This is a genomic window from Microbacterium sp. 10M-3C3 (genome assembly GCF_003931875.1).
Lineage (GTDB): Bacteria > Actinomycetota > Actinomycetes > Actinomycetales > Microbacteriaceae > Microbacterium.
Map to the genome: position 1 here is coordinate 1,524,962 of NZ_CP034245.1, position 22,862 is coordinate 1,547,823.

Sequence of the window (22,862 nt, forward strand, 5' to 3'; positions counted from 1 at the left end):
ACGCTCGTCAGCGACGTGCGAACCGACTGGCCGTCTGACCGCGGCGGGCAGCCGCGATGAGCGCCGTCGAAGCGGCGAGGACGACGGCGAGGGCCGCGGCCACAAGCGAGGGCAGGGGGGCGTTCCGGGTCAGGGCACCCACCGCAGCGAAGACGAGGGCATAAACGGTGGTCGCCCCGAAGATCAGAGTGAGCGGCGTGGATGTTCGGGACACGGAGAACAGCACGAGTGCCGCGGCTCCGGCGGCTGCCGCCGCGAGGGACAGCTGCCACGTGAAGCCCCACGCGCCGCGAACGGGTGCGCCGGCGTCGACAAGCACGGTGGAAGCGTTCAGCCACACGGCGATCGCTGTCCAGCCGAGGTGCGTCCCGAGGGCCGTCCACAACACACCTCGCACCCACCGCGGCCAGGTTGCCCGCGACGCCCGGCGGGTCGCGCGCACCGCAAGGAGAAGTCCCGCACCCATGAGGACGAAGATCGGGAGGGTGAGCACGGTGAGTGCGGGGACGGATGCGGAAGCGATCCACGCGCAGAAGCCGGCGGCTGTCACCGCGAGCGGTCCGGCGACGGCGCCACGTCCGCGGGGATCGACTGTCGCCACCGCCTGCCACACCGCGTAGACGCCCGTGAGCGTCACGATGAGGCCCCAGATCGCGAAGGCTGGTCCCCACGGCACGAGGAGGGGACCGGTCGGGTCGTCGCGGCTGAAGTCCGAGCCCACGAGCGTCGAGATGGCGATGGTGACGGGCTGCCCCACCGCGAAGAACAGCAGTGCCCCACGCCCTGCTGTGAACCTGTCGAACCTGGGCATGTGAACGCCTTTCCCGAGATCACGCCAATGTACTTCCAAAATGGAATATTTCCAAGGTGTATCGTCGTGCGCGTGGGCGACGCGACGAGTCAGGAGGACGCGAGGGAGCACCTGCTGTCGGCGTTGACGGTCGATCAGCAGCTCCTGTTCTCGGAGAGTCGTCGCGTGGCTCACTCCTTCGCACGGCAGCACGCGCTGAGTGAGCGGGAGTTCGACGCCTTGATGGTGGTCATGATCGCCGAGATCGGGGGCGAGGCGATCACGCCGACGGCCCTCGCTCGACGCATCCGCCTGAGTCCCCCCGCCACCACGAACGTCATCAACAAGCTCGTCGCGGCAGGGCACGTCATCCGCCAGCGTGAGGGTGGAGACCTCCGTCGCGTGACCCTGAGATACGGGGCCCGGGCTCGTGAGGTGGCAGAGGACTTCTTCGCTCCCCTCTCGCGCATGGCGGACGCTCACGCGCAGGATTTCTCCCTCGAGGAGCTGCAGACCGTCCATCGCTATCTGAGCGGGATGGCCACCCTCATGGGTGCTCAGGCCGACCGCGGGGAATGAGCCCTCGGCACGACGTCCCCCGTGGGTCGATGCGGTGAGCCGGGTCTGTCCTCGTGTTGCCGGCGGACGGCGGAGACTGCGGACGAGACGCGCTCGTGGGAATCGTTACCGTTCCCGAGTTGCCGCGCCTGCGGCGGTCGGCGTCGGCGCGGTTCTAGCCTGGACACATGCACGATCACGCGCCCGGCGTCCGCAGCGCGAGCAACCGCCGGCTGCTCGCGACGTCGCTCGCGATCACGACCGTCGTGCTGGTCGTGTAGATCGTCGGCGCCGCGCTGTCGGGCTCGCTCGCGCTGCTCGCGGATGCGGCGCACATGTTCACGGATGCGGCCGCGCTGGTCATCGCCCTCATCGCAAGCGCCGTCGCGGCCCGCCCGGCGAACGACCGCCGGACGTTCGGGTATCAGCGGGCGGAGGTCTTCGGCGCGCTGATCAACGGCGTCATCCTCATCGTGCTCGCCGGCTGGGTGGCCTTCGAAGGCGTGATGCGGCTGCTGAACCCCGGCGAGGCGGAGGTCGCCGGAGGCCTCATGCTCGCGGTCGCGGCCGTCGGGCTCGTCGCGAACGCCGTGTCGATGTGGCTGCTGAGCGCCGCGCAGCGCACGAGCATCAACGTCCGCGGCGCGTACCTCGAAGTGCTCGGCGACCTGCTGGGGTCGGCCGCGGTGATCATCGCGGCGATCATCATCGTCGCGACGGGCTGGGCGCCGGCCGACGCGATCGCGTCGCTGCTCATCGCCGCGATGATCGTCCCGCGCGCCATCGGGCTGCTGCGGGAGGTCGCCTCCGTGCTCGGCGAATCCGCGCCGGCCGGCATGCACGTCGCGGAGATCCGCGACCACATCCTCGAGACCCCCGGCGTCGTCGCCGTGCACGACGTGCACGTGTGGCAGCTCACGCGCGGCGCGCCGGTCTTCAGCGCGCACGTCGTCGTGGACGACGAGGCGCTGCGCGACGGGAGCACGGCGCGCATCCTGGCGTCGCTCCAGAACTGCCTGTCGCAGCACTTCGACGTGGAGCACTCGACCTTCCAGCTCGAACCGGCCGGACACGTCGAGCACGACGACGCCCGCCACGCCTAGCCCTTCGGCAGGCTCAGGGACCGCCCTCGCGGACGACGTCGCCCGCGTCCTTGTCGGGGCGCAGGCCGCGCCAGCGCGCGTGCCGCAGGATGCCGGCCGGCGTGACCTCTCCGAACTCGACCTCGCCGACGAGCTCGGGGCGTACCCACAGCGCATCCGACGCGTCGGCGCGCGGGACGTCCACGAACGGGGCGTCGTCGGTGCGCAGCGGCCGCAGCCGCCGGTCGAGCGTCGCGAGAGCCGCCTCCGAGAAGCCGCTGCCCACGCGCCCGGCGTAATGGAGGCCGTCGTCGGTGCGCCACCCGACCAGCAGGGAGCCGATCTCGCCGGTGCGGCCGCCCTTGCCGGGACGGATGCCGCCGATCACGACCTCCTGCGTGTGCGTGAACTTGACCTTGAGCCACTGGTCGCTGCGCGCCCCCGACCGATAGGCGCCCCCAGGGTCCTTCACGACGACGCCCTCCAGCCCGAGCGAGCGGCTGACCTCGAGCGCGGTGTCGACGTCGTCGAAGACGGGCGGCACGACGAGGGGAGCGGATGCGGCGCCAGCGCGCCGCTCGAGGTGCGCGCGCCGCTCGGAGAGCGGCAGGGCCGCGAGGTCCTCCGCCCCGTCGCGCAGGATGTCGAACAGGTAGAGCTGCACCGGCGTCCGTCGCGCCTCGCGGTCGATCTCGCGCGCGTGCACGAGGTTCATGCGGGTCTGCAGCAGGGGGAAGCTCGGCCGCCCGGACGCGTCCAGCGCGACGATCTCGCCGTCGAGGACGGCCGGCTCCGCCCCGAGGCCGAGATCGACGGCTGTCAGCTCGGGGTAAGTCGCGGTGAGGTCGTTGGCGCGGCGCGACGTGAGCCGCATCCGCTCGCCGTCCCACGTCGCGAGCGCCCGGATGCCGTCCCATTTGCCCTCCGCCCACGCGCGCCCCCAGCGGGCTGCGGCCGCGCGCGCGAGCGCGGGCGTCGCGGCGGTGGCGAGCATCGCCTGCGGGCTCGCGGTCGCGGCGCGGTCCTGCATCCGCACGGCCTCGCGGGGCGGCGCCGCGGTGCGCGTCGTCGCGGAAGACGCGCCGGCTGCGGACCCGTGGTCGAGCGGCACGACGGGAGCGCCGTCGTGCTGCGGCCGGCCCGCCGCATCCGTCTTCATGCGGTGCAGCAGCCACGTCGACTTCTCGCCGCTGCCGTCGGTGCGGATGAGAGCGAGACGCACGCGGCCGAGCGGCCCGCCGGGCCGCCCCTCGAGGGTGAAGATGATCTCGTCGTCGCGCCACTTCTCCAGCTCGTAGCGGCCCTCGTCCCAGATCGTCATGATGCCCGCGCCGTATTGGCCGGCGGGGATCTCGCCGGCGAAGTCGGCGTACATCATGGGGTGGTCCTCGGTCTGCACGGCGAGGTTGTTGCGCGCCGTCGTGGCCGGGATCCCGCGAGGCACCGCCCAGCTCGCGAGCACGCCGTCGCGCTCGAGCCGCAGATCCCAGTGCAGGCGCGAGGCGTGGTGCTCCTGGATGACGAAGCGGGGGAGGCCCTCGGATGCGGCGGCGCCGAGCGCGTTGTCGGGCACGGGCTCGGGCGTCCGCCCCGCGGTGCGCTTGGCGATGTAGACGCTCAGCGGTCCGTCGGCGGCCGCGCGCGCGCCTGCGTGGAAGCCGAGCGACGCCATCGGGTCTCCCATCGCGGCGACGCGCTCGATCACCTCGTCGAAGAGGAGATGGCGCAGGCCCGGGTCGTCGAGCTCGTCCCACGTCCGGGGCGCGGCCACCGTGGGATGCGGGCGACCGCGAAGCGAGTAGGGCGCGATGGTCGTCTTCGAGCCGTTGTTCTGGCTCCAGTCGATGAAGACCCTGCCCGGCCGGACGGCCTTGGACATCTGACTGACGACGAGGCCGGGGTCATCCGCCTCGATCGCGCGGGCGAGCTCCTTCGCGAAGGCGGTGATCGCGTCGCTGGACTGGTCGCCCGGCAGCGGCGCGTACAGGTGGATGCCCTTGCTGCCGCTCGTGACCGGGACGGGCTCCATGCCCATGTCGGAGAGGATCGCGCGTGCGCGTCGGGCGACATCGGCGCACTCGGCGAGGCCGACGCCGGGTCCGGGATCGAGGTCGAGCACGAGCCGGTCGGGAGCGCCCCGATCGCCGTCGGCGTCGAACCGCCACTGCGGTACGTGCAGCTCGAGGCTCGCGACCTGCGCGAGGTAGACGAGGGTCGCGCGGTCGCCGACGAGGGGGTAGTCCTTGGGGCCCGACGAGTGCGGGATCGGTCGCCGCGGCACCCAGTCCGGCGCGCCGGGCTCGAGGTCCTTCGCGAAGAACGCCATTCCGGGGTCCTCCGCCGTGCCGACGCCGTCGGGCCAGCGCTTGCGGGTCACCGGGCGTCCGGTGGCGTGCGGGATGAGCACGGATGCCACGCGCGTGTAGTAATCGATCACCTCGCCCTTGGTGGTGCCCGTCTCGGGGTAGAGCACCTTGTCGAGGTTGGTCAGGCGCAGGCGGTGGCCGTCGATGCGCACCGTCTGCTCACCCACCATGGCACCACCGTATCCGCGGCGTCGGAATCGGATGCAAGGGGGTAGGCGTGACGCGTGTGACCGGTGTTCACTGGAAACATGAGGTCGATCTGGAAGGGCGCGCTCACGTTCGGGCTCGTGAACGTGCCCGTGAAGGTGTACTCCGCCACCGAGGACCACGACGTCCCGCTGCACCAGGTGCACAACAAGGACGGCGGGCGCATCCGGTACCAGCGGATCTGCGAGCTCGACGGCGAGGTCGTGCCGTACCAGGACATCGACCGCGCGTACGACGACGGCGAGCAGACGGTCGTGCTGACGAAGGCAGACTTCGACGCGCTGCCGTCGGAGAAGAGCCGCGAGATCGACGTCGTGGAGTTCGTTCCGAGCGAGCAGGTCGACCCGCTGACCTTCGACAAGGCGTACTACCTCGAGCCGGACTCCGCCTCGCCCAAGGCGTACGTGCTGCTGCGGCGCACGCTGGAGCAGACCGATCGCACCGCGATCGTGCGGTTCTCCCTGCGGCAGAAGACGCGCCTCGCGGCGCTGCGTGTGCGCGGCGACGTGCTCGTGCTGCAGACGCTGCTGTGGGCCGACGAGGTGCGCGAGGCGTCGTTCCCGGCGCTCGACGAGTCGGTGCGCATCTCCGCCAAGGAGCTGGAGATGTCGGCGGCCCTCGTGGACAGCTTCGCGAAGGATTTCGACCCGGAGGAGTTCACGGACGAGTACCAGGCCGAGCTGCGCACGCTCATCGACGCCAAGCTCGAACAGGGCGACGCCCTCGACACCGCGGCCACCTTCGGCGAGAAGGAGGACGAGGACGACGGCGGCGAGGTCATCGACCTCATGGCGGCGCTGCGCGCCAGCGTCGAGCGCAGCCGTGCCGCACGCGCGGGCACCGGCGGTGCCGGCGGCGGCGCGAAGAAGGAGCCGGCCGGCACGAAGGCGCCACCCGCCAAGAAGGAGCCGGCCGCGAAGAAGCCGGCCGCCCGGAGGAAGACGGCGAAGGCGTCGTAGCGGCCGCCCGGGCTCAGTGCTCGGGGCGGTGGTGCTGCTCGAAGGTCTTCGGGTCGAGCGCGAGCGACTGCGCCTCGACCGCGTCGGTGTCGGCATCGCCTGCGACGGCGGCCTTCTTCGCGGCCGCACGCTCGCGGAAGTAGTGGAACGCGACGAACCCCGCCGTGCCAGCGACCGCGGCGAGGAGGATCACGTCGATGTAGTTGGTGACGAAGTCGCGGATCGGCGGGATGTAGCCGATCAAGTAGCCGATCATCGTCAGACCGATGCCCCAGATGATCGCGCCGATGAGGTTGTAGAGCGAGTACTTCTTCCACGGCATGTGACCCACGCCGGCGGCGATCGGCGCGAAGGTGCGGACGACCGGCACGAAGCGCGCGAGGATGATCGTCAGGGCACCGAACCGCTCGAAGAATGCGTTCGTGCGCTCGACGTTCTTGCGGCTGAAAATGCCGGACTCTTTGCGTTCGAAGATCGCCGGCCCGCTCTTGTGCCCGATGAAGTACCCGACCTCGCCGCCGAGGAATGCGGCGAAGCCGATCAGCAGAGCGACGAACCAGGCGTTGATGCCGAAGACGCCGTTGGGAGCCGCCGCGGTGTGGTGCGAGAGCAGGCCGGCCATGATCAGCAGGGTGTCGCCGGGCAGCAGGAACCCGATGAGCAGACCGGTCTCGGCGAAGATGATGCCGCAGACCACGAGCAGTGCCCACGGCTGCGAGTTGGTGATGATCGTGGCGGGGTCCAGCCAGGGGAGCAGTGCGGCGTGGGTGATCACGAGGGTCCCGTCGGGTCGGTCGGCGGTGAAAGCAGGCGCACAGGCCATGCCGTGCGGAAGGTGGGACTTGAACCCACACGCCCGGAGGCACAGGAACCTAAATCCTGCGTGTCTGCCAATTCCACCACTCCCGCGGGTGCGATCAGTCTAGGCGAGGGCACTCCGCCGCCACCCTCCGGATACCCCCCGGAGCGGCGGCCGGTTCTCCGGAGCACACACGCGATTCGCGCCGGGAAACGCCGCACGGCGGCGTTCCTCGACGCGAATCGCGTTCATCGGGCGTGTGTCACCGCTGCGCGGCGGGCGGCGGGGTCGCGCTGGAAGGGGTCTCGATGTCGGGGTCCTCGGCGATGACCGGCTCGGTGGCGTCGGTGGCGGTGACGGGGGCGACCACCGGGTCGGTGGATCCGACCGTGTCGACCTCGTCGTCCGCGACAGTGGGCGCCGCAGGGCGGGGGAGGACCGACGCGATCGCGGCGACCGCGAGGGAGAGCAGCAGCCCGAGCACACCGACCGAGAGGAGGACGCCGCCGATCGTCGCAGCCGGCTGCCCCACGAACACCTCGACGTTCGAGTCGGCCGACGGGGTCGTGATGGCGGTCTCGATGCGCGACAGCCGGTCGAAGGTGAGCCACGCGCCGACGCCCGTCACGACCAGGGAACTGATGAGAAGGATCCAGAACGGGATGCTGCGGGTGAGGGGACGTGCGGTCATGACGGGGAAACTCCTCGGATAGCGGGCGGTGCGGACGGCACCGGAGAGCCAGTGTTCCGGAGCGTTCCGGACGAATCCTCGGTGTCGACGATGAAGAGCCTATGAGTCCCCGCGCACCGGCGCAGGGGCCTTGAGATGCGTGACGACGGCTGTCATGGCCGCGACCAGCGACACCGCGAGCACCATGTGGATGTTCACCAGGAGGATCGGGAGCCCCGTGCGCGCCTGCCACAGGCCGACGACGATCTGGGCGACCTCGACGGCGAGCAGGAGGCCGACCCACAGGCGCAGGCGCAGCCCGGGCGGTGTGCGCCACGAGCCCGCGAGCAGCACCACGGTGGCCGCCAGGAGCGCGTACGCCGGCCACGAGTGCACGTGCTGCATGAACTCGGGGTCCAGGCCGTTGCGCACCGCGCCGCCGTCGCCGGCGTGCGGACCCGAGCCCGTGACGAGGATGCCGACGACGACGGTGACGATCACCACGGCGCTCGTGACGTGCGCGAGCGCGGCGAACCACGCCGGGACGGCGCGTGCGCGCGGCCCGGGCACCGCGTACACACGGGCGACGAACACCGCGGACAGGGCGACGAGCACGACGGAGGCGAAGTAGTGCAGGCCCACCACGTACGGGTTGAGGTTCGTGAGGACCGTGATGCCGCCGATGATCGCCTGCAGCGGCACGTACAGGCCGATCGCGAGTGCCAGCCAGAACAGGTCGCGGCGCTGCCGCCGCATCCGGAACACCAGTAGGAAGGTCGCGATCGCGACGGCGACGAGCACGAACGTGAGGAGCCGGTTGCCGAACTCGATGACCCCGTGGATGCCCATCTCGGGGGTCGCCACGAACGACTCGGGCGTGCAGCGCGGCCACGTCGGGCAGCCCAGCCCCGAGCCTGTGAGCCGCACCAGGCCGCCGGTGCCGACGATCGCGATCTGCACGACGAGCGTCGCCCAGGCCGCCGCCACGACGCGTCGGTCGACCGAGGCGGGCAGCCATTCGCCGAGTCGCCGCACGGGTCCCGGTCGGACGGGGGACGGGGTCTGTACGGACATCGTCGGGTGCCTCCTGGGGCGCCGCGGGGGCGGGGCCGTCGGGTCGGCGGCCGTCCGGTGCGCGGCGGGAACCTGTAGAATCGAGGGGTTCGGGATGCGACGCATACGCGTTCCGCATCACTGACAGTCTAGGCGCGCGGAATCGCGTGCGAAGCGGGCCCGGAAGCGGCGGACCTCCCTCTCGTACTCCACGGAGGGCGTGGGAATGCCGGGGCGGAGAACACCGTTGCGGCCCGAGAGGAGAGGACCCACCATGGCTGATGTCCTGATCGACCGGCCCGAGCTGGAGGGCCTGGGCGTCTACGAGTTCGGGTGGCACGACCCGGACGCGGCGGGCGCGAGCGCCAAGCGAGGCCTGAACGAAGCCGTCGTCCGCGACATCTCGGCGCTCAAAGCCGAGCCGGAGTGGATGCTGAACACGCGCCTGAAGGGGCTGCAGCTGTTCGGGCGCAAGCCGATGCCGACGTGGGGCGCGGACCTCAGCGAGATCGACTTCGACAACATCAAGTACTTCGTGCGCTCGACGGAGAAGCAGGCCCAGACGTGGGAGGACCTGCCCGACGACATCCGCAACACGTACGAGCGCCTGGGCATCCCCGAGGCCGAGCGCCAGCGGCTGGTCGCGGGTGTCGCCGCGCAGTACGAGTCCGAGGTCGTCTATCACCAGATCAACGAGCAGCTCGAGGCGCAGGGTGTCATCTTCATGGACACCGACACCGCCCTCCGCGAGCACCCCGAGTTCTTCGAGGAGTACTTCGGCACCGTCATCCCCGCCGGCGACAACAAGTTCGCCGCGCTGAACACGGCGGTGTGGTCGGGCGGATCGTTCGTGTACGTCCCGAAGGGCGTGCACGTCGAGATCCCGCTGCAGGCGTACTTCCGCATCAACACCGAGAACATGGGCCAGTTCGAGCGGACGCTCATCATCGCCGACGAGGGCTCGTACGTGCACTACATCGAGGGCTGCACGGCGCCGATCTACAAGAGCGACTCGCTGCACTCGGCCGTCGTCGAGATCATCGTCAAGAAGAACGCCCGCGTGCGGTACACGACGATCCAGAACTGGTCGAACAACGTCTACAACCTCGTGACCAAGCGCGCCGTCGCCCACGAGGGGGCGACGATGGAGTGGGTCGACGGCAACATCGGCTCCAAGGTCACGATGAAGTACCCGTCCATCTTCCTGATGGGCGAGCACGCCAAGGGCGAGACGCTGTCGGTCGCGTTCGCGGGCCCCGGTCAGCACCAGGACGCCGGCGCCAAGATGATCCACATGGCGCCCTACACGCAGTCCTCGATCGTGTCGAAGTCGATCGCCCGCGGCGGCGGCCGCGCCGGCTACCGCGGCGAGGTGCGGGTGGACGCGAACGCGCACCACTCCGCCAACACCGTGCGCTGCGACGCCCTGCTGGTCGACACGATCTCGCGCTCGGACACGTACCCGGCCATCGACATCCGGGTGGACGACGTCCAGCTCGGCCACGAGGCGACCGTCTCGAAGGTCAGCGAGGAGCAGCTGTTCTACCTCATGAGCCGCGGCATGCCCGAGGACGAGGCGATGGCCATGATCGTGCGCGGCTTCATCGAGCCGATCGCCCGTGAGCTCCCCATGGAATACGCCCTCGAGCTGAACAAGCTCATCGAGATGGGCATGGAAGGATCCGTCGGCTAGATGACGACCACGACCACCCCCCTGCCGGGAAGCACCGCGCACACCGACGGAGGATGGGGCCGCGCCGACGTGCCCGTGCAGACCCGCTCCGAGCGGCCCTGGTCCTACGACCCCGCCGACTTCGGCGTGCCGACGGGCCGCGAGGTGAACTGGAAGCACACGCCCATCGCGCGGCTGCGCGAGGTCCTCGAGCCGGCGGACGCCGCTCTGGAGGCGACGGGCGTGCGCGTCGAGACCGCCGCCGTGGCCGAGCTGCTCGTCTCGGGCTCCGCGGTGCGCGGCGAGGTCTTCCGGCCGGAGGACCTGCCCGCCGCCATCGCGTGGCAGCGCGCCCCCGAGGCCCTGCACGTCCGCATCCCGGCCGGCGAGGAGCTCGCCGAGCCGGTGCGGATCGACCTCGTCGGCGAGGACGGCGCTTTCGCCGCCGCGCACGTCATCATCGAGGCGCAGCCGAACGCGCGCGCGACGGTCGTGGTCTACCACTCCGGCGACGCGCGGTACGCGCAGAACGTCGAGATCATCGTGCGCGACGGCGCCGACCTCGCGGTGGTGTCGGTGCAGCGCTGGGACGACAGCGCGGTGCACGCGGCCAGCCACCAGGCGCGTGTCGACCGCGACGCGACCCTCACGCACATCGTCGCGACGCTCGGCGGCGGGGTCGTGCGCGTGAACCCCTCCGTCGAGCTCGCGGGCTCCGGGGCGGCCGGTCGCCTCTACGGCCTCTCCTTCGCCGACTCCGGCCAGCACTTCGAGTCGCAGGTGTACCTGCACCACAAGGGCCCGCACACCGTCGGCGACGTGCTCTACAAGGGCGCGCTCCAGGGTGAGAGCGCCCGCAGCGTCTGGATCGGCGACGTGCTCATCGGGCGCGACGCCGTGGGCACCGACTCGTACGAGGCCAACCGCAACCTCGTCCTCACCGACGGCGCGCGCGCCGACTCGATCCCGAACCTGGAGATCGAGACGGGCGACATCGTCGGAGCCGGCCACGCCAGCGCGACCGGTCGCTTCGACGACGAGCAGCTGTTCTACCTCCAGGCGCGCGGCATCGACGAGGCCGAGGCGCGGCGCCTGGTCGTTCTCGGCTTCCTCAGCGAGATCGTGCAGCGCATCGGCGTGGCCGACCTCGAGTCGGAGCTGACCGCCGCGATCGAGCGCGAGCTGGCCGAAGGCGGCGCGCTGTGACCGCGCAGCGCGTGTGCGCGCTCAGCGAGCTCGAGCAGGACGCGGCGCTCCGCGTCGAGGTCGACGGCGTGCCGATCGCCGTGGTGCTCGACTCCAACGGCGAGGTGCACGCGATCGGCGACACCTGCACGCACGGCGACATCTCGCTGTCCGAGGGCTTCGTCGAGGGCGAGACGCTCGAGTGCTGGGCGCACGGCTCGGCCTTCTCGCTGCGCACCGGCAAGCCGCTGAACCTCCCGGCCTACGAGCCGGTGCCCGTCTACGTCGTCGAGATCGACGGCGACGACGTCAAGATCGACCCGACCCGAACGAAGGAAGTCTGACCATGTCCGTCCTGGAGATCCGCGACCTGCACGTGACGGTCGAGACGGATGCGGGGACCACCCCGATCCTCAACGGCGTGTCGCTGACGATCCGCACGGGGGAGACCCACGCCATCATGGGCCCCAACGGCTCGGGCAAGTCCACGCTCGCGTACACGATCGCCGGCCACCCCAAGTACACCGTGACGCAGGGTTCCATCACGCTCGACGGCGAGGACGTCCTCGCGATGAGCGTCGACGAGCGAGCCCGCGCCGGCCTCTTCCTCGCCATGCAGTACCCCGTGGAGATCCCGGGCGTCACCGTGACGAACTTCCTGCGCACCGCGAAGACGGCCATCGACGGCGAGGCGCCGGGCATCCGCGCGTGGACCAAGGACGTCAAGGACGCGATGAAGAACCTGCGCATGGACCCCAAGTTCGCGCAGCGCAACGTCAACGAGGGCTTCTCGGGCGGCGAGAAGAAGCGTCACGAGATCCTCCAGCTCGAGCTGCTGCAGCCCAAGATCGCGGTGCTCGACGAGACCGACTCCGGTCTGGACGTCGACGCGCTGAAGATCGTGTCCGAGGGCGTGAACCGCGCGAAGGAGGCGACCGACCTCGGCGTGCTCCTCATCACGCACTACACGCGGATCCTCCGCTACATCCGCCCCGACTTCGTGCACGTCGTCGTCGCCGGCCGCATCGTCGAGGAGGGCGGGCCGGAGCTCGCCGACCGCCTCGAGGAAGAGGGCTACGACCGGTTCGTCACCGAGGCCGAGACCGCGGTCGACGCCTGACGGCCCGCCCGAGCGTAGGATCGTTACATGACCGCAACACTCGCGCCCGAGAAGTATGACGAGGTCACCGAGGCCCTCAAGGACGTCATGGACCCCGAGCTGGGGATCAACGTCGTCGACCTCGGCCTCATCTACGATCTCGCGTGGGACGACGAGAACGATGCGCTGGTCATCCACATGACGCTCACGTCCGCCGGGTGTCCCCTCACGGACGTCCTCGAGGAGCAGACGGCGCAGGCGCTGGACGGCGTCGTGGAGCGCTTCCGCATCAACTGGGTGTGGATGCCGCCGTGGGGTCCCGAGCGGATCACCGACGACGGCCGCGACATGATGCGGGCGCTCGGCTTCGCCATCTGAGCGGTCCTAGGCTCGAGGGGTGAGTTCCTCCCCGCTGCAGGCCCTGCCGCTCGACCGTCTCCGTCAGCGCTCGAGCGCGAAATGGCGGACGTACGGCGAGGACGTCCTGCCGCTGTTCGTGGCCGAGACCGACTTCCCGCTCGCACCCGCGATCGAGAGCGCCCTCCTCGAGGCCGTACGGCTCGGCGACACCGGCTACACGCCGCCCGACGCAGGCCTCGGTCGTGTCTACGCCGATTTCTCCGAACGCCGCTTCGGGTGGCGCCCCGACCCGGCACGCATCCGCTCGACCTGCGATGTCATGATGGCCCTCGTCGAAGTGCTGCGCGCGGTCATCCGGCCCGGCGATCGCGTCGTCGTCACGCCGCCGGTGTACCCGCCGTTCTTCGACGGGATCCCCGAAGCCGGGGGTGTGGTGGACGCCGTGCCGCTGCGGGACACCGGCTCGGCGTGGGAGCTCGACATCGAGGGCATCGAGCGCGCCTTCGCGGCCGGCGCACGCGCGATCGTGCTGTGCAACCCGCACAACCCGACCGGCACCGCTCACGATCGCGCGTCGCTCGCGGCGCTCGCCTCCGCGGCCGCACGCCACGGCGCCGTCGTGATCAGCGACGAGATCCACGCGCCGCTCGCTGATGCGGAATCCGGTTTCGCGCCGTTCCTGTCCGTGTCGGACGATGCCGCGCGGGTGGGTTTCGCCCTCGTGAGCGCGTCGAAGGCCTTCAACCTCGCCGGTCTCAAGTGCGCGCTCATGGTCGCCGCCTCCGAGGAGAAGGCCGCCGTCCTGCGGGCGCTCCCCGACGAGGTGCAGTGGCGCACCGGCCACTTCGGGCTGCTCGCGTCGCTCGCCGCCTTTGCGCCCGAGAGCGACGCGTGGCTGGACGCGCTGCTCGCGGCGCTGCGCGAGAACCGGCGCCTCCTGGGCGCCCTGCTCGCCGAGCACGTTCCGCTCGCCGGCTACCGCGAGCCGGATGCCGGCTTCCTCGCGTGGGTCGACGTGTCGGCGTACGGCTGGGGCGAGAACCCCGCGGTCCTCATCCGCCGCGAAGCGCGGGTCGCCCTGCACCACGGTCCGCTGTTCGGCGCCGGCGGGGCCGGCCACGTGCGCGTCAACATCGGCACGTCGCCGGAGATCCTCACCGACGCCATCGAGCGTATCGGCGTCCTCGCCGCCCGATGAGCCGCGCCGACACGGCGGCGGCGATCTGGCGCGCCCCGTACACGTGGGTGACGGCCGGGTCCATCTCGCTCGTCTTCCTCGCTGCGCTGCAGGCGCTCGCGGTCACGACCGTCATGCCCGTGGTCAGCGCCGACCTCGAGGGCGCATCCCTGTACGCCGCGGCGTTCTCCGCGACCCTTGCGGCGAGCGTCATCGGGATGGTCGGCGCCGGTGCCTGGAGCGATCGCGGCGGTCCGCTCCGGCCGCTGACGGCGTGCGTCGCGCTGTTCGTCGCGGGACTCGTCATCGCGGGGGTCGCGCCGACGATGGTCGTGCTCGTCGTCGGGCGCCTGGTGCAGGGCCTCGGCGCCGGAGGCATCACGGTCGCCCTGTACGTCGTCGTGGCGCGGGCGTATCCGGCCGCTCTCCACGTGCGGGTGTTCGCTGCGTTCTCGGCGGCGTGGGTCGTCCCGTCGCTCGTCGGTCCCTTCCTCGCCGGCGCCGTGGCGCAGTACCTGCACTGGCGCTGTGTCTTCCTCGGGGTGGCGGTGCTCGCCGTGGCGTCGTTCTTCGTGCTCGCCCCGCGCCTGCCGGACATGCACCGTCCGCCCGCCGACGTCGAGCCGCTCGGGCGGGTCGGGCGTCGCCTGCTGCTGGCGATCACGACCGCGGTGGGCCTGCTCGCGATCGGGCTCGCGGGGAAGGCAGGCGCCTTCACGGCGCCGCTGGTGATCGCCGCCGTCGTCGTGGTCGCGGTGGCCGCGCGTCCGCTGCTGCCGCGCGGTACCCTGCGCTCGGCGCGCGCCCTGCCGAGCGTCGTGCTGCTGCGCGGGATCCTGGCCGCCGCGTTCTTCAGTGCCGAGGTGTACGTGCCGCTGCTGTTCGTCGAGCGCTACGGGTTCTCGCCGGTGTGGGCGGGACTCGCGCTGACGCTCGCCGCGATCACGTGGGCGATCGGGTCGGGCGCGCAGGGCGGCGTCGGCCGCGCGTGGCCCGACCGGTCGACCGCCGTGGGTGGGGCGGTCATCGTCCTCGTCGCGCTCGTGGCGGTGACGGGTATGGCTCTCACCGGCGCGCCGGCGTTCTGGCTGATCGTCTTCTGGGCGGTCGGGGCGGTGGGCATGGGGCTCGTCTACCCGCGCCTTTCCACGCTCACGCTCGCGTACTCGTCGACGCGGGACCAGGGCGCGAACTCCGCCGCGCTCTCGATCGCCGATGCGATCGGTGCGGCGGCGGCGATCGCCGTGCTGGGGCTCGTCTTCGTCTCGGCACCGCCCGCCGCCGCGTTCGTCGGGGTGTTCGCGTGCGCCGCGGCGATCGCGGCGTCGGCGCTGCTGCCGGCGTTCCGCGTGAGCGCGGCGGACGAGGAGCGCGCTTGAGGGCCAGGCAAGGTAAGGGTAACCTAAACGGGTGACCGCTCTTCTCGCAGCCACCCGTCCCGCCTACCGTCCGTATTCCGTGCGCGTGAGCGCCGTGCGGCCGCTCACGCCGTCATTCGTGCGCATCACCTTCCACGGCGACGACCTCGAGCACTTCGGGACGGCCGGCCTCGATCAGCGCGTGAAGCTGCTGCTGCCCGCGCCGGACGGCGGCATCAGCGACGTCGGGCAGGACGACCCCGCCGTGCTCGAGGCCGGCACGTGGTACGACGCATGGCGCGCGCTGCCCGACGGGAGCCGAAGCCCGATGCGCACCTACACGGTGCGCCGCATCGACGCGGACGCGCGCGAGATCGACATCGACTTCGTCGTCCACGACGACCCCGGACCCGCGGGGGCGTGGGCGATGGATGCCGTCGTCGGCCGCGAGATCGTCGTGATCGGGCCCGACGAGCGCAGCGAGCACGCGCGATCGGGCATCGACTGGCATCCGGGCACCGCGCGCCGGGTCCTGCTCGTCGGGGACGAAACGGCCGTGCCGGCGATCGGCGGGATCCTCGACTCCCTCGACGCGAACGTGTCCGCCGACGTCTTCGTGGAGATCCCGCATGCGGGCGACGCGCACGTGTGGTCGGCTGAGCGCGCACGGGTGCGCTGGCTGCCGCGGGAGGGCGCGGCGCACGGCATGCGCCTGATCGACGCGGTCGAGCAGTGGTGCGCCGCATCCGGCGACGTGCTCGCGCGCGCCGCCGCACCGCGTCCGCAGCAGCTCGAGGACATCGACCTCGACACCGACGTGCTGTGGGACAGCCCGGCCGACGCCGACGGCGAGTTCTACGCGTGGATCGCGGGGGAGTCGCAGACGGTCAAGACCCTGCGCCGCCTCCTCGTGCAGGGCCACGGGGTCGACCGCCGGCGCGTCGCCTTCATGGGTTACTGGCGGCTCGGCCAGTCCGAGCGCACCGCCTGAGCGCTCACGCGCGTCAGCGGGACGCGGGCTCGGTCGGCACGGGCTGGTCAGGGTCGACGAGCGTGTGATGGCGCCCCATCGGCACGACCATGGGGCGACCGGTCAGCGGGTCGGGCAGTACGCGGCTGTTCAGCCCGAAGACGTCGCGCACCGTCGTCTCGGTGAGCACCTCGGCGGGCGCCCCGGCCGCGACGATGCGGCCGTCGGCCATCGCGACCAGCGCGTCGGCGTAGCGCGCCGCGAGATTCAGGTCGTGCAGCACCATCACCACCGTCGTGCCGCGCGAGCGGTTCAGATCCGTCAGCAGGTCGAGCACGTCGATCTGGTGGCTGATGTCGAGGAAGGTCGTGGGCTCGTCCAGGAGCAGAACGTCGGTCTCCTGCGCGAGCGCCATCGCGATCCATGCGCGCTGCCGCTGGCCGCCGCTCAGCTCGTCGACCGGGCGGTCGGCCAGATGCGTCGTGCCGGTGGCGTCCAGCGCCCGGGCCACCGCCTCGTCGTCGGCGCGGGTCCAGCGGGAGAACGCACCCTGATGGGGATGGCGGCCGCGGCTGACGAGGTCGGACACGGCGATCCCGTCGGGCGCGATCGGCGACTGGGGGAGGAGCCCGAGGACGCGCGCGACCTGCTTCGTCGGCTGCCGGTGGATCTCCTTGCCGTCGAGCAGCACGGCGCCCGCCGTCGGCGCGAGCAGGCGCGCCATCGCCTTGAGGAGCGTCGACTTGCCGCACGCGTTCGCCCCCACGATCGTGGTGATGCGACCGGGGGCGACGTCGAGGTCGAGTCCATCGACGATCGTGCGGTCGCCGTAGGCGAGCGATACGCCCCGGGCCTCGAGTCGGCGGTCGGCGGTCATAGCGTGGTCCCTCCGGAACGACTGCTGCGGACGAGCAGGAAGACGAGATAGGGCGCGCCGAGCACGCCCGTGACGACGCCGACCGGCAGGCGCGTGCCGAAGGCGTACTGCGCGAGGAAGTCCGCGACGAGCACGAGGAGCGCGCCCACCAGACCCGCGGGCAGGATCGGCGAGCCGACGGGGCCGAGCAGCCGCACCGCGATCGGGCCGGCGAGGAAGGCGACGAACGAGATGGGGCCCGCGGCGGCCGTGCCGAAGGCGAGGAGTCCGACGGCGCACACGATCAGCAGGATGCGGCTTCGCTCCACCGGCACGCCGAGAGCGGAGGCCGCCTCGTCGCCGAGCCGCAGCAGCTCGAGCCGCCGGGCCCCCACCAGGAGCAGCGGCGCCAGGACCGCGGTGGCGATGGCGAGCGGAACAGCCTGCTCCCACGACGCGTCGTTCAGGGTTCCCGTGATCCAGCGCATCGCGACCGGCAGGTCCCACTCCGCGGCGCGGGAGATGATGTAGGCCACGGCGGCGTTGCAGATCGCCGCGACGCCGATGCCGATGAGGATGAGCCGCGGGCCCGAGCCGCCGTCGCGGTACGCGAGGGTGTAGATCAGCAGCGCTGCCGCGAGGGCCGCGCCCAACGCCAGCAGCGACACGGCGGTGGTGCCGAGGCCCAGGACGACGATGCCGAACACCGCGGCCGCGCTCGCGCCGGAGCTGATGCCGATGACATCCGGGCTCGCCAGCGCGTTGCGCAGCATCGTCTGGAAGACCACGCCGCCCATGCCGAAGCACAGCCCCGTGAGCAGGCCGGTCGTCGCACGCGGCAGACGCAGCTCGCCCACCGTGAACGAGGCGCCGGGGACGCGGTCGCCGACGATGACGCGCCACACGTCCAGCGGCGGATAGAAGGTCTGCCCGACCATGAGCGAGACGGCGTAGGTGAGGAGGACGGCGGCCACGAGCGCGCTCGTCACGACGATCCATCGTCGGCGACGGCGGCGGCGAGCGGCGACCACGAGCTCGTAGGCGGTGCCGGCGAGGGCAGGAGTGGCGGTCACAGGGCACGCATCCGCTGGCGGCGCACGAGGGCGATGAAGAAGGGGGCGCCGATGAGAGCGGTGACGATGCCGACCTCGATCTCCTGCGGGCGTGCGACGACCCGCCCGACGACGTCGGCGACGGTCAACAGGACCCCGCCCGTCAGGGCGCTGGCCGGCAGGAGCCAGCGGTGGTCGACGCCGACCATGAGCCGGCACATGTGCGGCACGATGAGGCCGACGAAACCGATCGGGCCGGCGACGGCGGTGGCGGCGCCGCACAGGATGACGGCGCCCACCACGGCGGTGATCCGAGCCGTGCGCACGCGCTCACCGAGGCCCGCGGCCAGCTCGTCGCCGAGCGCGAGCGTGTTCAGCGCCGAGGCGCTCGCGACGCACACGAGCGCGCCGACCGCGAGGAAGGGGAGCGCCTGCCCGATCGACTCGAACGTGGCGCCGCCGACCCCGCCGACCTGCCAGAAGCGGAAGACGTTCATGACGTCCACGCGCGGCAGGAGGATCGCGCTCAGCAGCGAGCTGAAGGCGACGGCGGTGACCGCGCCCGCCAAGGCGAGCTTGAGCGGCGTCGGCCCGCCGCGGCCGAGCGAGCCGATGGCGAGGACGAAGGCCGCCGCGACGGCGGCGCCGATCATCGCGGTCCAGATGTATCCGGTGCCCGAGGTCAGTCCGAAGAAGGCGATGCCGACGACGACCGCGAGGGCGGCGCCGCCGTTGATGCCGAGGATCTGGGGGTCGGCGAGCGGGTTGCGCGTCGCCCCCTGGAGCACCGCACCGGCCACGGCCAGGGCGGCGCCGACGAGCAGCGCGAGGATCGTGCGCGGGATGCGCCCGGACACCGCCGCCGCCGAGGCGGTGTCGGTCGATCCGCCAAGCGCCGCCCACACGTCCGCGGCGCTCACGTCCCGGGCGCCGACGGCGATCGACAGCAGCGCGGCGAGCACGAGCGCCACGACGACCGCCGCGAGCCACACGGCCCGCCGCCGCCCCCATGCGCGCCGGACGGGCGCGGGGGCGGCGGGGGCCGAGTCGGTGACGGTCGTCACCGCCGGGATGCTCCGTGCACGAGGGTCACGCGCCGGCCTTCTGCGCCGCTGCGCCGACGACCTGCAGGTACTCGTCGCCGTAGGTGCTGCCGATCGACAGCGGGCTGGGGTTCGCGGCGGCGGCGAGGGTCGAGTCCGACCCGAGCACGGCGACGGCGCCGGACGCGACGGCGGGGATGCGCGACCACAGCGGGTCGGCCTGCATCGTGGCGAGCGTGTCGGGCCCGCCATAGCCCACGATGACCTTCAGATCGGCGAAGTCCTCGATGTTCTCGGTGCTCTGCTGGAACCAGAAGGTCTCGCTGTCCTTGCTCGCGGTCTCGACGGCCGCCGCGGGCGTCATGCCCATCTCGGTGAGGAACGCCGCGCGCGGGTCCTGCAGGGAGTAGAAGCCGAGCGTGCTCATGTCGGTCGGGTCGAAGGACGTAAACAAGGCGGGCTGGGAGGCCGCCGCCGGGTACTGCGCCATGACGTCTGTGACGTGGGCCTCGAGATCGGAGACGAGCTTCTCCGCCTCGTCCTTCAGCCCGAGCGCCGTGCCGTTCGTGATCGTCATGTCCTGCCACGTCGTGCCCCACGCGACGCCCGAGTAGGTCACGACGGGAGCGATCTTGCTCAGCGTGTCGTACTGCTCCTCGGTCATGCCCGAGTAGGCGGCGAGGATGACGTCGGGCTGCGCGTCCGCGATCGCCTCGTAGTCGTAGCCGTTCGTCTCGTCCATCAGCGTCGGCGTCTCGGCGCCGAGCTCGTCGAGCTTGTCCTTCACCCACGGGAGCAGTCCATCGCCGTCCTCGTCGCCCCACGTGACCCTGGGCATCGCGACCGGGACGACGCCGAGCGCAAGCGCGGCCTCCTGGTTCGCCCAGTCGACCGTCACGACCCGCTCGGGCGCGGAATCGATCGTCGTCTCGCCGAACGCGTTCTCGAGCGTGACGGGGAAGCCGTCGCCTCCCGAACCGGTCGAGGATCCTGCGTCGGCGGGCGCGGTCGCCGTCGAACAACCGGTCAGGGCGAGCGCGGCGGCGACTCCGGCGACGGCCAGGGCGGTGCGGATTCGGGGCACGGTGGACTCCTCTTGGTTAGGTAAGGGTGTCCTTAGTTTAGGTGTCGCGCGCAGCCGCGCACCAAATCCGATCTCTCGACGGCGAGAGGACGCCGCATCCGGACCCGTCGTCGCGAACGACGGAGGGCCCGACCGGAAACGGTCGAGCCCCTCGCGAGAATTCAGATCGGACGCGTCAGCGCGTGCGGTCGACGCTGCGCACGAGCGCCCACGCGCCCGGCAGGACGAGGGCCACGACCGCCGCCTTGAGCAGGCCCGGCAGGATGAACGGCACCACGCCGGCGTCCATGACCGACGCGAACGTGACGTCCTGCCCGAGCACGGTGGCGAGGATCACGGCGAGGTAGGGCACGCCGACGAGGAACGGGACGATGCTCGCGAGGACGAAGCCGAGGAAGGCGCGGACGGGACGCCGGTCCCATGCGCGCTCGGCGAACCAGCCGGCCAGGAAGGCCGCGGGGATGAAGCCGACGATGAAGCCGAACGACGGCGACAGCACGTAGGCGGGGCCGGCGAGCGGACCGGCGAAGACGGGCAGCCCGGCGAGACCGGCGAGCGCGTAGGCGGTCAGGCTCGCAGCGCCGCGCCGGGCGCCGAGCGCCGCGCCGACGAGGATCACGCCCGCGGTCTGGCCGGTGATCGGCACGGGACCGATGAAGAAGGACACCTTCGCCAGCAGGGCCATGACGGCGACACCCGTCAGCACGAGCGCGGCGTCGACGGCGAACGCCCGCGCACGCGTGCGCGGACGTCCGGCGAGATCGGCGAGGACGCGGGGGGAGGCGGATGCGGCGACAGCGGACATGGCTCTCCTTCGGGCCCGCGGGAAGGGGAGGCGGGCGTCGCGACTTATACTAGGGGGCTGGCCAGCTGCGGCCGTTGTACCCATCCACCCGAGAGAACGGACGTTCGCTGTGCTCGCCGTGCACGACCTGGAGATCCGCGTGGGCGCACGTGTGCTCATGTCGGATGTCTCGTTCCGGGTCTCCGACGGCGACAAGATCGGTCTCGTCGGCCGCAACGGCGCCGGCAAGACGACCCTCACGAAGGTGCTCGCGGGAGATGTGCTGCCCAGCGACGGCCGCGTCGAGCGGTCGGGCGAGCTCGGCTACCTGCCGCAGGACCCGCGCTCCGGCGACCCCGAGATGCTCGCGCGCACGCGGATCCTCGACGCACGCGGGCTTGGCTCGATCGCGATCGGCATGCAGGAGGCGTCGCTGCAGATGGCGGACTCCGACGCGGACGTCGCCGCGCGGGCGATGCGCCGCTACGCCAACCTCACCGAGCGGTTCGAGGCCCTGGGAGGCTACGCGGCCGAGGCGGAGGCGGCGTCGATCGCCCACAACCTCGCGCTGCCCGACCGCATCCTCGACCAGCCGCTGAAGACGCTCTCGGGCGGTCAGCGGCGCCGCATCGAGCTCGCTCGCATCCTGTTCTCCGACGCCGGCACGATGATCCTCGACGAGCCGACGAACCACCTCGACGCCGACAGCGTCGTGTGGCTGCGCGAGTTCCTGAAGGGCTACAAGGGCGGCCTCATCGTCATCAGCCACGACATCGACCTCGTCGGCGAGACCGTCAACCGCGTGTTCTACCTCGACGCCAACCGGCAGGTCATCGACGTGTACAACATGAACTGGAAGAACTACCTGCGTCAGCGCGTCGCGGACGAGGAGCGGCGCAAGAAGGAGCGCGCGAACGTCGAGAAGAAGGCGACGGCGCTGCAGCAGCAGGCCGCGCGCTTCGGCGCGAAGGCCTCGAAGGCCGCTGCCGCCCACCAGATGGTCGCGCGGGCGGAGAAGATGCTCGCGGGGCTCGACGACGTGCGCCAGGAGGACCGCGTCGCCAAGCTCCGCTTCCCCAAGCCCGCCCCGTGCGGCAAGACGCCGCTCATGGCGTCCGGGCTGTCGAAGTCGTACGGATCGCTGGAGATCTTCACGGATGTGGACCTCGCGATCGATCGCGGCTCGCGCGTGGTCGTGCTGGGGCTCAACGGCGCGGGCAAGACGACGCTGCTGCGCATCCTCGCGGGCGTCGACCGGGCCGACACCGGCGTCATCGAGCCCGGGCACGGTCTGAAGATCGGCTACTACGCGCAGGAGCACGAGAACCTCGATGTCTCGCGCTCCGTGCTGGACAACATGATGTCGGCCGCGCCTGACATCACCGCCACCGAGGCGCGGAAGGTGCTCGGATCGTTCCTGTTCACCGGCGACGACGTGCTCAAGCCCGCGGGCGTGCTCTCCGGTGGCGAGAAGACCCGTCTGTCGCTGGCGACCCTCGTCGTGTCGTCGGCGAACATGCTGCTGCTGGACGAGCCGACCAACAACCTCGACCCGGCGTCGCGGGAGGAGATCCTCGGCGCGCTCGCGCACTACGAGGGGGCGGTCGTGCTCGTCTCGCACGACGAGGGCGCTGTGGAGGCGCTCAACCCCGAGCGCGTGCTCATCCTGCCCGACGGGGTCGAGGACATCTGGGGTCGCGACTACGCCGACCTCGTCTCGCTGGCCTGAGGCCGCCCT

21 protein-coding genes, 1 tRNA gene and 1 pseudogene are annotated in these 22,862 nt (G+C 71.5%); 12 read left to right on the top strand and 11 right to left on the bottom strand.

Annotated features, from left to right (window positions below; all coding sequences use genetic code 11):
- Positions 1–7 precede the first annotated feature (7 nt).
- Complete coding sequence (locus EI169_RS07285; protein ID WP_125131743.1) at positions 8–811, bottom strand: hypothetical protein; 804 nt, start codon at positions 809–811, stop codon at positions 8–10.
- A 72-nt stretch (positions 812–883) separates the two neighbouring features.
- On the opposite strand from EI169_RS07285, the gene EI169_RS07290 reads away from it, so the two are divergent.
- Together EI169_RS07290 and EI169_RS07295 are read left to right on the top strand one after the other, a co-directional pair.
- Positions 884–1,369 (top strand): MarR family transcriptional regulator, encoded by a 486-nt coding sequence (locus tag EI169_RS07290; RefSeq protein WP_164515462.1) that lies wholly within the window; start codon positions 884–886, stop codon positions 1,367–1,369.
- 167 nt (positions 1,370–1,536) lie between these two features.
- A pseudogene (locus tag EI169_RS07295) lies at positions 1,537–2,451 on the top strand (cation diffusion facilitator family transporter).
- 13 nt (positions 2,452–2,464) lie between these two features.
- On the opposite strand, the gene EI169_RS07300 reads toward EI169_RS07295, so the two are convergent.
- On the bottom strand, positions 2,465–4,966 hold the full coding sequence (locus EI169_RS07300; protein WP_125131745.1) for an ATP-dependent DNA ligase: 2,502 nt from the start codon (positions 4,964–4,966) through the stop codon (positions 2,465–2,467).
- Positions 4,967–5,044: 78 nt separating this feature from the next.
- Here EI169_RS07300 and EI169_RS07305 point away from each other — a divergent pair, with 78 nt between their 5' ends.
- The gene (locus EI169_RS07305; RefSeq protein WP_125131746.1) at positions 5,045–5,962 is read left to right on the top strand and encodes a Ku protein; all 918 of its coding nucleotides are present in this window, start codon (positions 5,045–5,047) and stop codon (positions 5,960–5,962) included.
- 13 nt (positions 5,963–5,975) lie between these two features.
- On the opposite strand, the gene EI169_RS07310 is transcribed toward EI169_RS07305, so the two are convergent.
- The 4 genes from EI169_RS07310 to EI169_RS07325 form a co-directional block, all read right to left on the bottom strand.
- The gene (locus EI169_RS07310) at positions 5,976–6,737 is read right to left on the bottom strand and encodes a VTT domain-containing protein (protein WP_240640702.1); all 762 of its coding nucleotides are present in this window, start codon (positions 6,735–6,737) and stop codon (positions 5,976–5,978) included.
- A gap of 52 nt (positions 6,738–6,789) precedes the next feature.
- A tRNA-Leu gene (locus tag EI169_RS07315) sits at positions 6,790–6,871 on the bottom strand.
- 152 nt (positions 6,872–7,023) lie between these two features.
- On the bottom strand, positions 7,024–7,452 hold the full coding sequence (locus EI169_RS07320; protein WP_125131748.1) for a dinucleotide-utilizing enzyme: 429 nt from the start codon (positions 7,450–7,452) through the stop codon (positions 7,024–7,026).
- A 99-nt stretch (positions 7,453–7,551) separates the two neighbouring features.
- Complete coding sequence (locus EI169_RS07325; protein WP_205783896.1) at positions 7,552–8,505, bottom strand: COX15/CtaA family protein; 954 nt, start codon at positions 8,503–8,505, stop codon at positions 7,552–7,554.
- A gap of 253 nt (positions 8,506–8,758) precedes the next feature.
- Between EI169_RS07325 and sufB the strand changes: the two genes are divergently transcribed.
- Genes sufB through EI169_RS07365 form a run of 8 tightly spaced genes read left to right on the top strand, consistent with a single transcriptional unit; the run spans position 8,759 to position 16,326 of the window.
- On the top strand, positions 8,759–10,177 hold the full coding sequence (sufB, locus tag EI169_RS07330; RefSeq protein WP_125131749.1) for a Fe-S cluster assembly protein SufB: 1,419 nt from the start codon (positions 8,759–8,761) through the stop codon (positions 10,175–10,177).
- Positions 10,178–11,362 carry a Fe-S cluster assembly protein SufD gene (sufD, locus tag EI169_RS07335; RefSeq protein ID WP_125131750.1) on the top strand — a complete coding sequence of 395 codons (1,185 nt, stop codon included), beginning with the start codon at positions 10,178–10,180 and terminating at the stop codon, positions 11,360–11,362.
- A complete protein-coding gene (locus tag EI169_RS07340) occupies positions 11,359–11,685 on the top strand; it encodes a non-heme iron oxygenase ferredoxin subunit (protein WP_125131751.1) in 327 nt (108 codons plus the stop codon). Before sufD ends, EI169_RS07340 begins: the two co-directional genes overlap by 4 nt.
- Before the next feature lie 2 nt (positions 11,686–11,687).
- Positions 11,688–12,461, top strand: a complete 774-nt coding sequence (gene sufC / locus EI169_RS07345) for a Fe-S cluster assembly ATPase SufC (protein ID WP_125131752.1) — start codon at positions 11,688–11,690, stop codon at positions 12,459–12,461.
- A gap of 27 nt (positions 12,462–12,488) precedes the next feature.
- Entirely contained in the window at positions 12,489–12,818 is a 330-nt protein-coding gene (locus tag EI169_RS07350; RefSeq protein ID WP_125131753.1) for a metal-sulfur cluster assembly factor, read from the top strand.
- 19 nt (positions 12,819–12,837) lie between these two features.
- On the top strand, positions 12,838–13,998 hold the full coding sequence (locus tag EI169_RS07355; RefSeq protein WP_125131754.1) for an aminotransferase class I/II-fold pyridoxal phosphate-dependent enzyme: 1,161 nt from the start codon (positions 12,838–12,840) through the stop codon (positions 13,996–13,998).
- Positions 13,995–15,356 (top strand): MFS transporter, encoded by a 1,362-nt coding sequence (locus EI169_RS07360; RefSeq protein ID WP_125131755.1) that lies wholly within the window; start codon positions 13,995–13,997, stop codon positions 15,354–15,356. The genes EI169_RS07355 and EI169_RS07360 overlap by 4 nt, the downstream gene beginning before the upstream one ends.
- 31 nt (positions 15,357–15,387) lie before the next feature.
- Positions 15,388–16,326, top strand: a complete 939-nt coding sequence (locus tag EI169_RS07365) for a siderophore-interacting protein (protein ID WP_125131756.1) — start codon at positions 15,388–15,390, stop codon at positions 16,324–16,326.
- Positions 16,327–16,339: 13 nt separating this feature from the next.
- Here EI169_RS07365 and EI169_RS07370 read toward each other — a convergent pair whose 3' ends face one another.
- The 5 genes from EI169_RS07370 to EI169_RS07390 form a co-directional block, all read right to left on the bottom strand.
- Positions 16,340–17,182 carry an ABC transporter ATP-binding protein gene (locus EI169_RS07370; RefSeq protein ID WP_125131757.1) on the bottom strand — a complete coding sequence of 281 codons (843 nt, stop codon included), beginning with the start codon at positions 17,180–17,182 and terminating at the stop codon, positions 16,340–16,342.
- Entirely contained in the window at positions 17,179–18,234 is a 1,056-nt protein-coding gene (locus EI169_RS07375; RefSeq protein WP_125131758.1) for an iron chelate uptake ABC transporter family permease subunit, read from the bottom strand. The genes EI169_RS07370 and EI169_RS07375 overlap by 4 nt, the downstream gene beginning before the upstream one ends.
- Positions 18,231–19,277: an iron ABC transporter permease gene (locus EI169_RS07380; protein ID WP_125131759.1), complete on the bottom strand. Its 1,047-nt coding sequence runs from the start codon at positions 19,275–19,277 to the stop codon at positions 18,231–18,233. Before EI169_RS07380 ends, EI169_RS07375 begins: the two co-directional genes overlap by 4 nt.
- A gap of 25 nt (positions 19,278–19,302) precedes the next feature.
- A complete protein-coding gene (locus EI169_RS07385) occupies positions 19,303–20,340 on the bottom strand; it encodes an iron-siderophore ABC transporter substrate-binding protein (RefSeq protein ID WP_125131760.1) in 1,038 nt (345 codons plus the stop codon).
- Between the two features lie 175 nt (positions 20,341–20,515).
- A complete protein-coding gene (locus EI169_RS07390; protein WP_125131761.1) occupies positions 20,516–21,145 on the bottom strand; it encodes a biotin transporter BioY in 630 nt (209 codons plus the stop codon).
- Positions 21,146–21,254: 109 nt separating this feature from the next.
- Between EI169_RS07390 and EI169_RS07395 the strand changes: the two genes are divergently transcribed.
- Positions 21,255–22,853, top strand: coding sequence for an ABC-F family ATP-binding cassette domain-containing protein (locus tag EI169_RS07395; protein ID WP_125131762.1), 1,599 nt, complete (start codon positions 21,255–21,257; stop codon positions 22,851–22,853).
- Positions 22,854–22,862: the final 9 nt, after the last annotated feature.

Coding starts and splice junctions, on each gene's coding strand:
- EI169_RS07285 (WP_125131743.1), bottom strand. CDS start 811: ATGCCCAGGTTCGACAGGTTCACAGCAGGGCGTGGGGCACTGCTGTTC.
- EI169_RS07300 (WP_125131745.1), bottom strand. CDS start 4,966: ATGGTGGGTGAGCAGACGGTGCGCATCGACGGCCACCGCCTGCGCCTG.
- EI169_RS07305 (WP_125131746.1), top strand. CDS start 5,045: ATGAGGTCGATCTGGAAGGGCGCGCTCACGTTCGGGCTCGTGAACGTG.
- EI169_RS07320 (WP_125131748.1), bottom strand. CDS start 7,452: ATGACCGCACGTCCCCTCACCCGCAGCATCCCGTTCTGGATCCTTCTC.
- EI169_RS07325 (WP_205783896.1), bottom strand. CDS start 8,505: ATGTCCGTACAGACCCCGTCCCCCGTCCGACCGGGACCCGTGCGGCGA.
- sufB (WP_125131749.1), top strand. CDS start 8,759: ATGGCTGATGTCCTGATCGACCGGCCCGAGCTGGAGGGCCTGGGCGTC.
- sufD (WP_125131750.1), top strand. CDS start 10,178: ATGACGACCACGACCACCCCCCTGCCGGGAAGCACCGCGCACACCGAC.
- sufC (WP_125131752.1), top strand. CDS start 11,688: ATGTCCGTCCTGGAGATCCGCGACCTGCACGTGACGGTCGAGACGGAT.
- EI169_RS07350 (WP_125131753.1), top strand. CDS start 12,489: ATGACCGCAACACTCGCGCCCGAGAAGTATGACGAGGTCACCGAGGCC.
- EI169_RS07360 (WP_125131755.1), top strand. CDS start 13,995: ATGAGCCGCGCCGACACGGCGGCGGCGATCTGGCGCGCCCCGTACACG.
- EI169_RS07370 (WP_125131757.1), bottom strand. CDS start 17,182: ATGACCGCCGACCGCCGACTCGAGGCCCGGGGCGTATCGCTCGCCTAC.
- EI169_RS07390 (WP_125131761.1), bottom strand. CDS start 21,145: ATGTCCGCTGTCGCCGCATCCGCCTCCCCCCGCGTCCTCGCCGATCTC.